Raw genomic sequence first — 13,047 nt, 5'->3', positions numbered from 1 at the left:
AACTTAGTCGCGTGCGGGTGGCCAGGGGCGGTTGTGATCCGCCTCAATCCAGTTTTGCACCCACTCGGGCAACTCCGGCGCGACCAGTCCCGGCTCCATCTGTTCGAATAGCTCTCTAGGCGGAACCATCCGCCGGTTTTTGAGCACAGCGCCACGGATCAACACGTGATTGCAGCATTCGCCCTTCTGATCCCACATGGATTGCTCAATGTAGAGGAACTTCTCATCAAACCCGACCGGACGCGTGACCATGTCCACGGTCTGAAACGTCGTCACGCGGCGGCGATACCGGACAGACGCCCCCGCCACGGCCATCCCGAACCCGCCGTCTTTGGCGGCTTTCGCGGTGCCGTTGCGGATCGACAGAGGCACACGGCCCAGATCGAAGATCGTGAGGGTGCGGCCGTTGTTGAGCTCCATCCACAGATCAATGTCCCACGGCATACAGATATGGCGGGAGTGATGCGGCTCAAAGAGACCGAGTTTGGGCGCGTTTCGGACTTTCCACGCCTGATAGACCATGCGGACAAAAGGATACATGCCGCTCAATGTCTTGCTGCAGGCGCAAAGGTCAAGTTGGACGTGGCGGCACAACGCAATCTCACGGTCTTGCGCGGAGGGCGTAGAGGTCTTAGGTGAGAAAACGGTCGTAATTTAGGGAAGCTGAGAAATATGCTGTCGCTTTTGCAAGTTTTGCTGATGATCCTCGGGATCGTGAAATTCATCATGATCGTCCAGATCATCATGAGCTGGCTGATCAGCTTTCAGGTTCTCAACGTACGTCAGCCGCTCGTTTATCAAATCTGGGAAGGTCTCTCGCGTCTTCTCGAGCCAATGTATCGCCCGATCCGCAAAATCCTGCCGCCGATGAACGGTCTCGATCTTGCGCCGCTGGTGGCCTTTATCGCGATCTACGCAATCGAGCGCATTCTCATTAATAACGCGGGCGCTTTCTACTAATCCGCTCTTGAGCCCCAGGTCACTGCGTGCGAATCTAGGTCCAATCATAAAGAGCAGGCGTAGATGGACACGACACAGGGGCTTTTATCCTCCGTATTCGGATTCGACGATTTCCGGCCCGGTCAGGCGGAGATCGTGGAGGCCGTTGTGGCAGGTCGCGATGTGCTCGCCATCATGCCCACGGGCGGCGGCAAATCCCTGTGTTTCCAACTGCCTGCTCTGGTCCGCGACGGTCTCACTGTCGTCATTTCGCCGCTCATCGCGCTCATGCGCGATCAGGTGCAGGGACTTCAGGCCGCAGGGGTCGCAGCGGGGGCGCTGACCTCCGGCAACACCGAGGAAGAGAACGACGCGGTTTTCGCCGCCCTCTCGCGCGGTGAGTTGAAACTTCTCTACATGGCCCCCGAACGGCTCGCCTCCGGTGGCACGCTGCCTTTGCTCCGTCGGTCGAACGTGTCGCTGATTGCCGTGGATGAGGCGCACTGTGTTTCGCAATGGGGCCATGATTTCCGCCCCGATTATCTCCGCATTGGCGATCTCAAACGTGCGCTCGGCGTGCCGCTCGCCGCCTTCACCGCCACCGCGGACGAAGAAACGCAGGCGGAGATTGTCACGCGCCTTTTCGATGGCGTCCCGCCCGAGAGTTTCCTGCGTGGCTTTGACCGTCCGAACATCCACCTTGCGTTCGCGGTCAAAGACCAGCCGCGCCGTCAAATCCTCGACTTCGCCGCCGCTCGCAAGGGGCAGTCGGGCATCGTTTATTGTGGCACGCGGGCGAAGACAGAAAGCCTCGCCAAAGCACTCTCCGACGCCGGCCACCTCGCGCTCGCCTATCACGGCGGGATGGAGCCGGACATGCGCCGCGAGGTTGAGCGACGTTTTCAGCAAGAGGACGAATTGATCGTCACCGCCACCATCGCGTTCGGCATGGGCATCGACAAACCGGACATCCGTTGGGTGGCTCACGCTGACCTGCCGAAATCGGTGGAAGGCTACTATCAGGAAATCGGTCGTGCGGGCCGCGATGGTGCGCCCGCTGAAACGCTCACGCTCTTCGGGCCCGACGATATCCGTTTCCGGCGAAGCCAGATCGACGAGAGCCTCGCCCCGCCGGAGCGCCGCGCCGCCGATCACGCCCGTCTCAATGCGCTCTTGGGTCTTGCTGAAGCGCAGGTGTGTCGGCGTCAAACCCTGCTCAAATTCTTCGGCGAAGAGGCGGTGCCCTGCGGCAACTGCGATCTTTGCGATAGCCCTCCGGCGCTGTTCGATGGCACCACGGCGGTGCGCAAGGCGCTCTCCGCTGTCCTCCGCTGTGACCAAGGGTTCGGTGCGGGGCATCTGATTGACGTGCTCACCGGCAAAATGACCGACAAGGTCCGCCAGTGGAACCACGACCAGCTCTCGGTCTACGGGATCGGCAAGGACTACGACAAACGCCAGTGGAACGCGATTTTCCGGCAGATGATGGGCGCGGACCTCTTGCGCCCCGATCCCGAACGCCACGGCGCGCTCTACATGACCGAACCCGCCATGCCGATCCTGCGGGGCGAGGCCGAAATCACGCTCCGAAAAGACACGCTCGCAAAGGCGCGCAAAGGTCCGGTCGCCAAAGCCCTCGTCGCGGAAGAGGACGCGCCTCTGCTCTCTGCGCTCAAGGCAAAGCGTCGTGCCCTCGCCGAAGAGCAACGCGTCCCTGCCTATGTTGTCTTCGCCGATCGCACGCTTATTGAGATGGCCGAAACCCGTCCGACCTCTCTCGACGATATGGCGCGGATTGGCGGGGTCGGTGCGAAAAAGCTTGAACGCTACGGCGATGCCTTTCTGTCCGTCATCCTCGGCGCGCCCGTTCCCGACATGCACCCGTCACGGCGCAAACTCGCGACGTCCGGTGGCGGCGATCTCTTTGATCAGCTTCAAAATATCCAGCGCGACCTTTCACGCGGGTCTTGCGGGACTCTCAAACCGTTGAGCCTGACCCCCGCCCAAATATCCCGTCTGGTGAAGGCAAAGCCACAGGATATGGACGGCGTTGTCCGCATCGTCGGTGAAAAACCCGCAGAACGCTTCGGCCCCGCGTTCCTCGACGCCATCCACGCGGCCTGAGCGCTATGCACTTGAGACCGCACTTTCGATCTGCGGCTCGACGGGCACTACGGGCACTACGGGCAGCACAGGCAAGCAGTCCGCTGGCACACCCTCGACAATCCGGTTGATGATCGCTGCTTTGCGCAATGGTTTCGTCATGTATTCGTCGAGCCCCGCCGCGAGGATGTCCTCTTTGTCTCCCGCCATCGCGTGGGCCGTCATCGCGACAATCGGAACGTGAGCGCCGGTCTCTTGCTCCAACGCGCGGATTTGGCGTGTCGCCTCTTTTCCGTCGACCAACGGCATAGAGATATCCATGAAGACGAGATCCGGAGAAAAGCTCTTGTAAAGAGCCACCGCCTCCCGCCCGTTTCCCGCAAATTTCAGGTCGATGTCGAGAGATTTCAACATCTTGCTAAAGACAAGTTGGTTCGTCTTGTTATCCTCCGCCGCGAGAACCCGCATTTTTCGGGAGGGTTCCGCCGGAGGGATCACTTCCGGTTCAGGAGGCACATGCGCTTTCAACGCCTTGCACAAATCCGCGCGGAGCAAAGGCTTTTGCAGCGTCGGAATGTCCGACGGATGATCCTCCCGACAGGACATCGGCCCCGAAGTCATCAAGAGCACCGGCGTCGGGTGCGCCCGAGACTGCAACGTGCCGATGAAGCTGCACATGTTTGTGTCCGGCAGATTGCTGTCGATGAGATACACCTGTGCGTCTAGCGGGGATTGCAACAAGTCCTCTGCGCTCGTGTAGGTCGTGACTTCGAACCCGAGTGCCGTGAGTTGCTTTTCAAGGATCGCAGCGTTCGCACTCATACTGTCGAGAACGGCGGCCCTGTGCATCCATGACGGCACCGAGAAGTCATTGAGGTCTTCCGCAACGGTGAGCGACAGACGGAATCCGAAACAGGAGCCGATCCCAACCTCGCTATCCACCCAAATGTCACCGCCCATCAGCTTGACGAGTTCATGACTGATGGCGAGGCCAAGGCCGGTTCCCTCGAACTTGCGATTGCGCTCGTCGTCGACCTGATTGAACTCTCCAAAGACATGCTCGATCATGTCTTCGGCGATGCCGATCCCCGTGTCCTCGACCGAGATATGGATACGTTGCCGTGTGCCATCGTCTTCGGGGAGACCCACAACCCGCACGATGACATGCCCCTCTGGCGTAAACTTCACCGCATTGCCGACGAGATTGGTGAGCACCTGTCGCACCCGACCGGGATCACCGATAAAGCGGGTTGGCATGAACATGTCGTAGTCCATGATAAGATCGACGTTTTTCTGCGCTGCGGACGGCTGCAAAAGAACCATCACATCCTGAATACAGCGTTCGAGATCAAAGGGTTCCGGATGGAGCGAGAGTTTAGAGGCCTCGATTTTCGAGTAGTCGAGCACGTCGTTGATCAGCCCCAGAAGCGCCGCGCCGGAGGACCGGATTGTGTCGATATAGAGCACCTGCTCTTCGGTCAGCTCCGTGTCGGCTAAAAGCTCCGCCATGCCCACAATCCCGTTCATCGGCGTGCGGATTTCGTGGCTCATGTTCGCGAGAAACGCGGATTTTGCACGGTTGGCGGCCTCGGCCTTGCTCCGCGCTTTCTTCAGCCGCTGTTCATACCGGATTGTTGACGTGATGTTCAGGCCGAGCGAAACCATATCCCCGTCGCTCGACCGTTGATCAACGAGTTTGACGAACTGGTTGTTCCAGAGGCGGATGGTCTGCGGGTCGCGGATCGGCGCGTGCCAACGTCGCAAAGCCGTTTCGATGAAGTCGCTTCGGCTCTGCGTTCCGATGTCGATAATGCCCTCCTCGACCGCGATCTGCACAATTTCGGGGTAGGTGATGCCGGGTCGCACGCACTCCAGACCGTCGAAAATCCGGAGGTAGGCGGAGTTCGCCGCGATGAGTGTGTCCGATGGATTAAACACCGCAAACCCGTCGCGTATGGTTTCGAGCGAGTCCCAGAGCCTCCGCTCCGCGATGTGGACGGCCACATTCGCCTTTTCCAGATCTTCCTTTGTCCGGATGTTTTCGCCGCGGAGGACCTCTGTCTCTTCGCGTTTTTCAATGATCTCGTCCGAGAGGTTCCGCGCATGAAGGGACAGCTTGCGGTTGGCCTGAAACAACTCCTCCTGCTTCAACTCGAGGAGCCGTTCTGCGGCCAAGCGCGCGCGGCGCTCCTGAGCGAGAGTTTCGGATAGGGACATGGGGACCTCTTTAAACCCTGTCTGACGAGACGCACGGGGGCACGGCCCAACATGGTCAGATCAGGGTGAAAAGAGTCTTAACGGGTATCAGAAATGCCGCGCGTTAAATCCGTTCAATGGCGAGCGCGATCCCTTGCCCGCCGCCGATGCACATCGTGACCAGACCGCGTTTGCTGCCCGACCGCTCCAGTTCATACATGCACTTCACGACCAGGATAGCCCCAGTCGCCCCGACCGGATGACCGAGCGCGATGGCGCCGCCGTTCGGGTTCACCTTCGCCGGGTCAAGCCCGAGTGCCCGATTGACCGCGATCGCCTGCGCCGCGAAGGCTTCGTTGCTCTCGATGACGTCGAAGTCGTCAATGGAAAGCCCCGTCCGCGCGCAGAGATCTTTCACAGCCGGAATCGGACCGAGGCCCATCACCTCCGGTCGGACACCCGCATGCGCATAGCCGAGAAGGCGGAACTTCGGAGTGAGGCCCACTCGGTCCGCCGCGTCCGCCCGAGCGAGGACAATGGCCGCTGCCCCGTCGTTGAGGCCGGAGGCGTTCCCCGCTGTCACTGTCCCGTCCTTTTGAAACGCCGGACGCAGTTTTGCGAGCGTTTCAATTGTCGTCGCCTTCGGGTGCTCGTCGGTGTCAAACAGGACAGTCTCGCGGCGCGACTTCACCTCAACGGGCGCGATCTGATCCGCGAAATACCCCGCCGCGATGGCCCGCGCCGCGCGTTCTTGGCTCTCAAGCGCAAAGGCATCCTGGTCTTCGCGCGAAATGCCGTGTTCGCGCGCGACGTTCTCTGCCGTCACGCCCATATGCCCCGTGCCGAATGGACAGGTGAGCGCGCCGAGCATCATGTCCTGCGCGGGGGCATCCCCCATTTTCTGACCCCAACGGGCGGACGGGATAATATACGGAGAGCGGCTCATCACATCGACGCCGCCGGCGAGACCGAAATCACAATCGCCGAGCATCAGGGACTGCGCGACTGAGACAACCGCCTGCGCGCCGGAGCCACATAGACGGTTCACATTCATCGCGGGTGTCGTCTCCGGAATCCCCGCACCAACGGCAGCGAGGCGGGAGACATACATGTCTTTGGGTTCGGTGTTTATGATGTGCCCGTAGACTACGTGCCCGATCTGATCCGGCACGGTGCCTGCACGCTTCATCGCCTCTTGCGCGACATGGGTCGCGATGTCAGCCGGCCGATGACCCGCAAGTGCCCCGCCAAAAGTGCCGATTGCAGTCCGCGCACCCCCCAGAATCACGATGTCTGACATAGAATCCTCCCTTTGCTTGGGCGCGAGAGTAACCATCCGCGCCCGATATCAAAGGGGAACGCTGCGTCTTAGGAAGGCACTACATGGGTGAGGGGTGCGCGACCTGTCTCTGTGACGATCTCTTCATGACCGTTCTCGATCACCAGCGTCGTCATCGGGCGGCCATAGCCAGCCCCCGTATCAATATCGATCCGGTTGCCGAAATGCGTTGCCTCATCGAGCGCGGTGTGACCATGCACGACGGTGAACGGTAGCGGGCCGTGGTAATCCAGCCAGCCTTCGCGAATCCAAAGAAGGTCTTCTTCGGTCTGACGCTCGACCGCGATCTTAGGCCGGATGCCAGCGTGGACAAAAAGGTAGTCGCCCCATGCGTAGGTCAGTGGCAGGTTTTCGACAAAGTCGAGATGTTCCACGGGGACCGCCTTGGCCGCGCGCATATGTGCGACCTCAAATTCACCGTCTTCGGCCTCAACCCCGTAGGATGCGAGCGTATCCGTGCCGCCAAGCGCGGGGTGGAGCCAGCTCTTGCCGGACTTGATGTGGTCATCATGCGCGATGCCATTGCGGACAAAACGCGTGAACATCCGGTCATGGTTGCCGCGGATCGCACGCCAGGGCTTTCCCTCGGCTATCCCGTCCATGAGGTATTGAATCACACCGGCGCTGTCCGGTCCGCGGTCCGTGTAGTCCCCGAGGTGGATAATCCGGGCGTCAGGGTCTCCGACGCGGGCTTTGTCGGCTTCGATACGTGCGTGGGCCGCTTTGAGCATATCAAGCTGACCGTGAATGTCGCCAATGGCGTAGATGCGCATTTTTGTCTCCTTATTGAGGGACAAAATAGAGAGGCCGCCGGAAAACTCCAGCGGCCCATCATGAATGTTTTGCAATGTGGTTTTGCGATCAGGCTTTGAAGTGCAGCGGGATCACGCGCTGGAACAAGCCTGTGTCTTTGAGCGCTTGGACCGTTTCCGGTTTGATCGGCGTGTCGAGGAAGGTCATAGCGATAGCGTCGCCACCTTCGGACGCGCGGCCCAGAGTGAAGTTCGCGATGTTTTCGCCATGCTCGGCCAGCAGGGTGCCGAGTTTGCCGAGAACGCCCGGAACGTCTTTGTTGGTGGTGTAGAGCATGTGCTCACCAACTTCAGAGTCGATCGTGATGCCTTTGATCTGGATGAAGCGCGGCTTGCCATCGGAGAACACGGTGCCTGCGATGGTGCGGTATTTCTCGACGGTCTGGATGTCGAGTTTGATGAAGCCGTCAAACACACCGGATGCGTCCTGCGTGGTTTTGGAGATCTGGATGCCGCGCTCTTTTGCGATGAGCGGAGCGGACACCATGTTCACGTCCGGGTTCACAGCCTGCATGATGCCGGCGACGATCGCAGCTTCGAGCGCCTTGAGGTTCATCTCGGAGGCAACGCCATCATAGGTGACGTTGATGGTTTCGATGGCTTCCTCAGTGACCTGACCGATGAAGGCGCCGAGGCTCTCGCCGAGTTGCACCCACGGGCCCATGACTTTGGCTTCTTCTGCGGTCATGGACGGCATGTTGAGAGCGTTCTCGACGGCGCCGTCGAGCAGGTAGTTGGACATCTGCTCTGCGACCTGAAGGGCCACGTTTTCCTGAGCTTCCGTGGTGGACGCGCCGAGGTGCGGGGTGCAGACGACGTTCGGCAGGTTGAAGAGAGCGTTCTCTTTTGCAGGCTCTTCTGCGAACACGTCGAACGCAGCGCCAGCAACATGACCGGATTTCAGCAGTTCTGCGAGGGCAAGCTCGTCTACAAGACCACCGCGGGCACAGTTGATGATGCGCACGCCTTTCTTGGTTTTCTCGAGGTTCTCTTTGGAGAGAATGTTGCGGGTCGAGTCGGTCAGCGGCACGTGCAGCGTGATGAAGTCAGCGCGCTTCAGAAGCTCGTCGAGTTCAACTTTCTCAACGCCGATTTCAGCAGCGCGTTCTTCGGACAGGAACGGGTCGTATGCGACGACTTTCATTTTCAGGCCGAGAGCGCGGTTGCAGACGATGCCACCGATGTTACCTGCACCGATCACGCCGAGCGTTTTCGCGGTGAGTTCGACACCCATAAATTTGGATTTTTCCCACTTGCCAGCGTGAGTGGAGGCGGAGGCTTCCGGAATCTGGCGCGCAACAGCGAACATCATAGCGATGGCATGCTCTGCGGTGGTGATCATGTTGCCGAACGGCGTGTTCATGACGATCACGCCTTTTTTCGACGCAGCTTCCTTGTCGACGTTGTCGGTGCCGATACCGGCGCGGCCAACGACTTTGAGGTTGTCGGCGTGCTCGAGTAGGGAGGCGGTTACTTTGGTCGCAGAACGGATCGCGAGACCGTCGTATTTGCCGATCACCTCAGCGAGCTTTTCTTTGTCTTTGCCGAGCTCCGGCATGAAGTCGACTTCGATGCCGCGATCGCGGAAGATCTGGACGGCGGTTTCCGAGAGTTTGTCGGATACGAGAACTTTAGGGGCCATGTTGGGCGCTCCTCAGAAAGATGTTGGAATTGGGAGACGGGCGGGGGTCGCCCAGTCTTTTGGTCCAAGGGGGGCGACAAAAGTCCGACACATGTCCGACGTTTTGCCGACCCTCAAAATTTGGGCTTATTGATCAGCGATGCACTCTTCGAAGGCCCACTTGAGCCAGAGAGTCAGAGCTTCGATGTCAGACGCTTCAACCGTCGCACCACACCACACGCGAAGACCGGCAGGGGCGTCGCGGTAGGCGCCGATGTCGTAGGCTGCGTTGTAGTCTTCGAGCTTCTTGGCCACGGCTTTGGCGAAGGCCGCGCCGTCTTTGATACGATCATCGGTGAACTTCAGACACACGGAGGTGTTGGAGCGGGTGGCCTCGTCTTCAGCGAGGTTGGCGATCCAGTCGTGACGGTCACAGAAGTCCCAGAGAACTTTTGCGTTCGCGGTGGAGCGCTCGATGAGACCTTTCAGACCGCCAACTTTTTGCGCCCACTCGAGTGCCACGAGGTAATCCTCAACGGCGAGCATGGACGGGGTGTTGATGGTTGCACCGGTGAAGATGCCGTCGATCAGCTTGCCGCCTTTGGTCATACGGAAGATTTTCGGGAGCGGCCATGCCGGGGTGTAGGACTCGAGACGCTCGACAGCGCGCGGGGACAGGATGATCATCCCGTGAGCCGCTTCGCCGCCCATAACCTTCTGCCAGGAGAAGGTGGTGACATCGAGTTTGTCCCACGGCAGGTCCATTGCGAACGCAGCAGAGGTTGCGTCACAGATGGTGAGACCTTCGCGGTCAGCCGGGATTTTGTCGCCGTTCGGGACGCGCACACCAGAGGTGGTGCCGTTCCAGGTGAACACAACGTCGGTGTTGAAGTCGACGTCAGCGAAATCGACGATCTGGCCGTAGTCAGCGGTTTTCACATCGGCGTCAATCTTGAGCTGTTTCACAACGTCGGTGACCCAGCCGGAGCCGAAGGATTCCCAGGCAACCATGGTTGCTTTGCGTGCGCCGAGAAGGGACCACATGGCCATCTCAACAGCACCGGTATCAGAGGCGGGGACGATCCCGATCTTGTAGTCGGCCGGAATGCCGAGCACGTCGCGGGTCGTTTCAATCGCGGCTTTCAGCTTCGCTTTGCCAACGGCGGCACGGTGCGAACGGCCCAGAGGGGCGTCAGCCAGCAGATCGAGAGAATAGGTGGGGATTTTGGCGCAAGGGCCAGAGGAAAAGCGCGGATTCGCAGGGCGCGCTTGAGGGTGCTTGGTAGCCATATGTGCTATCCTTCCAGATAAATGCCTCTCGTTGGGGAGAGGTGTCCCGCGGACCGAGTTAGTGGCTTTCTTGAGTCTCAGCAATATGAATTCGCAAAAATTCGTCGCATTTTTTTCCGACATACGTCGCATATCATCTGGACGGTTTCCGATCGGAAATTTGCGCGTCGGGCGCGAAAAACGCACCTGAGGCGGTTTCATAGTGCTGGAATTGGTGCGAACCATTGCGTAGACAGGCGGCAAATGGAGGCCCCTATGTTCACCTGTATTCTTCTCACGAATCCCGCTGCGCCCGCGCTGAATCTGACCACTGCTGATGCGTTGCGCTCGGCCTGGGGCGGGGGCGATCTCAAGTGGCTCGCACTGGGTGAGGCCGCCGAATTTTCCGTTGAGAAGGTGCCGTCGAACCAGTGGGACGTTTGGGACGGCCTACAGACGCAAGGCATTGACCTGATTGTGGTTCCATCTGAAACCCGCCGCAAAAAGATGCTCTTGGCCGACATGGATTCGACGATGATCCAGCAGGAATGCATTGACGAACTTGCGGACGTTGCAGGCGTTGGTGAGCGGGTAAAAGAGATCACTGCCAAGGCCATGAACGGTGAGCTCGATTTTGAGGGGGCGCTGACCGAACGCGTCGGCCTTTTGAAGGGGCTGCCGGAAAGCGTCATTCAGAAAGTGATTGATGAGCGCATCACCTTCATGCCGGGCGGCAAGGAGCTCTTGGCGACGATGAAGCGGGATGGCGCCTATGCGGCGCTCGTCTCCGGCGGCTTCACGGCATTTACCGGTTTCGTGGCGGAGGCGCTCGGTTTCGACGAGAATCGTGCGAACACGCTGCTCGTGGAAAACGGTGAACTCGTCGGAAAACCGGGCCTGCCGATTCTCGGGCGCGAGGCGAAGGTCGCAGCGCTTGAAGAGATCACTGCGCGTCTCGGTCTCGCCCATGACGATGTGATGGCGGTCGGTGATGGCGCGAACGATCTCGGGATGCTCAAGCTCGCAGGCGCTGGTGTCGCCCTGCACGCGAAACCGTCCGTGGCCGCAGAGTGCGAGATTCGGATCAACCACGGCGATCTCTCTGCTCTGCTCTATGTTCAGGGCTACGCCAAAGCCGATTTCGCGGATGTTTGAGGTCTCTCTCGACCTTCTTCTTATTCTGGTCGCCGCAGCATTTGCGGCGGGATTTGTGGATAGTATCGCGGGTGGCGGCGGTCTGATCACCGTGCCCTCACTCATGCTGGCGGGCATTCCGCCCGTGCAGGCCTTGGCGACGAATAAAGTTCAGGGGCTGTTTGGAGCGGGCATGGCGGCGATCAACTATGCGCGGGCAGGGCATGTAGACCTACGCAAGCAAATTGGCTCTGCTTTGCTCTCCTTCTCGGGGGCTGTGCTCGGCGCAATTCTGGCGGGTTCGCTGCCGACTGATGTGATCCGCCTCGGGTTGCCCGTCCTGTTGATCGCGATTGCTCTGTTTTTCGCCTTCAAGCCGGGCCTGAACGACATGGACCGGACGCAGCGTATGACGCCGGTGTTGTTTGCGGCGATGGTGGTGCCGTTTGTCGGGTTTTACGATGGGCTCTTGGGGCCGGGAACAGGCGCGTTTTTCATGCTCGGCTTTGTGAGCCTCGCGGGCTACGGCATCCTGAAGGCGACCGCACATACGAAGCTTCTAAACTTCGCCTCGAATGTCGGTGGGCTGGTGGGATTTGTGCTCGTGGCGAAGCCGCTCTGGATGCTCGGGCTCGCCATGGGGGTGGCGCAGATTGCGGGGGCTTACATGGGATCGACACTCGCCACGAAGATTGGGGCAAGGTTGATCAAACCGGTGCTCGTGATCGCGTCTACTGCGTTGGCGCTCAAGCTCTTTTCCGAGTGGTTTTGAGTATTTCCATCACGAAAAAGAAGAGGGGTCGCGTCGCCTGAGATAAGGCGGCGGAGGGGTGGACCATGTGGGTTGACGCGCCATGCCGCAAGGACCTTTCACGTTTCAGCGAATTTCTGCCAAGGGCCTTTCCCAATCTGGCAGAATTACGTTACTGTGCAGGCAATGGAGACAATCAGGTCTGATCTGTCGTCGGAACCGCAGCTTTAGATTGCGGAGCGTCAGGTCAACTCAAGGTCACACTTATCGAGAGGCAGCGAGAATTCAATGCGTTTTATTGCTCAATTTGCACTGGCAGCAGCAATGGCAGTGACCAGCGCTGCGCCTGTGATGGCGCAGTCGAGCACCAATCAGGTTGGTTCAAACACCGACTGGTATGTGTATCAGGAAGACACACCTTCCAAAACCTGCTGGGCGGTTTCCGTCCCAAAAGAAACGGTCAATACAGACAGTTCGGGCCGCCCTAAATCCGTGCGTCGCTCCGACATCCTGCTGTTTGTTACGTTTGCGCCAGGAAGCGCGGTAGCAGGTCAGGTATCTTTCCTCGGCGGCTACCCCTTCGAGCCAGGTTCTGATGTTACGATGAACATTGGCGGTCAGGATTTTAATCTGTTCACCAAGTCCGAAGATGAGACGGCTTGGGCGGTGACTGCAGAAGAAGATGCGAAGATCATTGCGGCGATGAAACGCGGTGCGAGTGCGACCCTAACGGGGCGCTCCGCGCGCGGTACGATTACGAAAGACACGTTCTCCTTGCTCGGCTTTACAGCGTCGGTTGAGGAAGCCGAGAAACGCTGCGCCGGCTAAGCTGATTATACGGCTTTGAGAAGGGCTCCGCCGATGTGCGGGGCCTTTTCGTATG

11 protein-coding genes are annotated in these 13,047 nt (G+C 59.4%); 5 read left to right on the top strand and 6 right to left on the bottom strand.

Translation table 11 applies throughout. The features are described from left to right. Positions 1–3: 3 nt before the first annotated feature. Positions 4–540: an acyl-CoA thioesterase gene (locus tag LA304_RS00970; RefSeq protein ID WP_224501247.1), complete on the bottom strand. Its 537-nt coding sequence runs from the start codon at positions 538–540 to the stop codon at positions 4–6. A 132-nt stretch (positions 541–672) separates the two neighbouring features. Between LA304_RS00970 and LA304_RS00965 the strand changes: the two genes are divergently transcribed. After that, positions 673–960, top strand: coding sequence for a YggT family protein (locus tag LA304_RS00965; RefSeq protein ID WP_224501246.1), 288 nt, complete (start codon positions 673–675; stop codon positions 958–960). Positions 961–1,023: 63 nt separating this feature from the next. Then, entirely contained in the window at positions 1,024–3,063 is a 2,040-nt protein-coding gene (recQ, locus tag LA304_RS00960; protein ID WP_224501245.1) for a DNA helicase RecQ, read from the top strand. Positions 3,064–3,066: 3 nt separating this feature from the next. Here the strand turns inward: recQ and LA304_RS00955 are convergent, their stop codons facing one another. From LA304_RS00955 to LA304_RS00935, 5 genes are all read right to left on the bottom strand, one after another. After that, positions 3,067–5,259, bottom strand: coding sequence for an ATP-binding protein (locus LA304_RS00955; RefSeq protein ID WP_224501244.1), 2,193 nt, complete (start codon positions 5,257–5,259; stop codon positions 3,067–3,069). 103 nt (positions 5,260–5,362) lie between these two features. Further along, positions 5,363–6,538: an acetyl-CoA C-acyltransferase family protein gene (locus tag LA304_RS00950; RefSeq protein ID WP_224501243.1), complete on the bottom strand. Its 1,176-nt coding sequence runs from the start codon at positions 6,536–6,538 to the stop codon at positions 5,363–5,365. Between the two features lie 68 nt (positions 6,539–6,606). Continuing rightward, entirely contained in the window at positions 6,607–7,350 is a 744-nt protein-coding gene (locus tag LA304_RS00945; protein ID WP_224501242.1) for a metallophosphoesterase, read from the bottom strand. Between the two features lie 88 nt (positions 7,351–7,438). Further along, complete coding sequence (gene serA, locus LA304_RS00940; RefSeq protein WP_224501241.1) at positions 7,439–9,031, bottom strand: phosphoglycerate dehydrogenase; 1,593 nt, start codon at positions 9,029–9,031, stop codon at positions 7,439–7,441. A gap of 126 nt (positions 9,032–9,157) precedes the next feature. Next, on the bottom strand, positions 9,158–10,300 hold the full coding sequence (locus tag LA304_RS00935) for a phosphoserine transaminase (protein ID WP_224501240.1): 1,143 nt from the start codon (positions 10,298–10,300) through the stop codon (positions 9,158–9,160). Between the two features lie 255 nt (positions 10,301–10,555). Between LA304_RS00935 and serB the strand changes: the two genes are divergently transcribed. From serB to LA304_RS00920, 3 genes are all read left to right on the top strand, one after another. Next, the gene (serB, locus tag LA304_RS00930; protein WP_224501239.1) at positions 10,556–11,434 is read left to right on the top strand and encodes a phosphoserine phosphatase SerB; all 879 of its coding nucleotides are present in this window, start codon (positions 10,556–10,558) and stop codon (positions 11,432–11,434) included. Further along, positions 11,427–12,185, top strand: coding sequence for a TSUP family transporter (locus LA304_RS00925; RefSeq protein WP_224501370.1), 759 nt, complete (start codon positions 11,427–11,429; stop codon positions 12,183–12,185). The genes serB and LA304_RS00925 overlap by 8 nt, the downstream gene beginning before the upstream one ends. A gap of 303 nt (positions 12,186–12,488) precedes the next feature. Continuing rightward, positions 12,489–12,992 carry an invasion associated locus B family protein gene (locus LA304_RS00920; RefSeq protein WP_224501238.1) on the top strand — a complete coding sequence of 168 codons (504 nt, stop codon included), beginning with the start codon at positions 12,489–12,491 and terminating at the stop codon, positions 12,990–12,992. Positions 12,993–13,047 lie beyond the last annotated feature (55 nt).

Origin of the sequence: Celeribacter litoreus, from assembly GCF_020165855.1 — a bacterium.
GTDB classification, from domain to species: Bacteria; Pseudomonadota; Alphaproteobacteria; order Rhodobacterales; family Rhodobacteraceae; genus Celeribacter; species Celeribacter litoreus.
The sequence above is the reverse complement of the archived record's forward strand: the minus strand, read 5'-3'. Positions and strand labels throughout refer to the sequence as shown.

Coding starts and splice junctions, on each gene's coding strand:
- LA304_RS00970 (WP_224501247.1), bottom strand. CDS start 540: ATGTATCCTTTTGTCCGCATGGTCTATCAGGCGTGGAAAGTCCGAAAC.
- LA304_RS00965 (WP_224501246.1), top strand. CDS start 673: ATGCTGTCGCTTTTGCAAGTTTTGCTGATGATCCTCGGGATCGTGAAA.
- recQ (WP_224501245.1), top strand. CDS start 1,024: ATGGACACGACACAGGGGCTTTTATCCTCCGTATTCGGATTCGACGAT.
- LA304_RS00955 (WP_224501244.1), bottom strand. CDS start 5,259: ATGTCCCTATCCGAAACTCTCGCTCAGGAGCGCCGCGCGCGCTTGGCC.
- LA304_RS00950 (WP_224501243.1), bottom strand. CDS start 6,538: ATGTCAGACATCGTGATTCTGGGGGGTGCGCGGACTGCAATCGGCACT.
- LA304_RS00945 (WP_224501242.1), bottom strand. CDS start 7,350: ATGCGCATCTACGCCATTGGCGACATTCACGGTCAGCTTGATATGCTC.
- serA (WP_224501241.1), bottom strand. CDS start 9,031: ATGGCCCCTAAAGTTCTCGTATCCGACAAACTCTCGGAAACCGCCGTC.
- LA304_RS00935 (WP_224501240.1), bottom strand. CDS start 10,300: ATGGCTACCAAGCACCCTCAAGCGCGCCCTGCGAATCCGCGCTTTTCC.
- serB (WP_224501239.1), top strand. CDS start 10,556: ATGTTCACCTGTATTCTTCTCACGAATCCCGCTGCGCCCGCGCTGAAT.
- LA304_RS00925 (WP_224501370.1), top strand. CDS start 11,427: ATGTTTGAGGTCTCTCTCGACCTTCTTCTTATTCTGGTCGCCGCAGCA.
- LA304_RS00920 (WP_224501238.1), top strand. CDS start 12,489: ATGGCAGTGACCAGCGCTGCGCCTGTGATGGCGCAGTCGAGCACCAAT.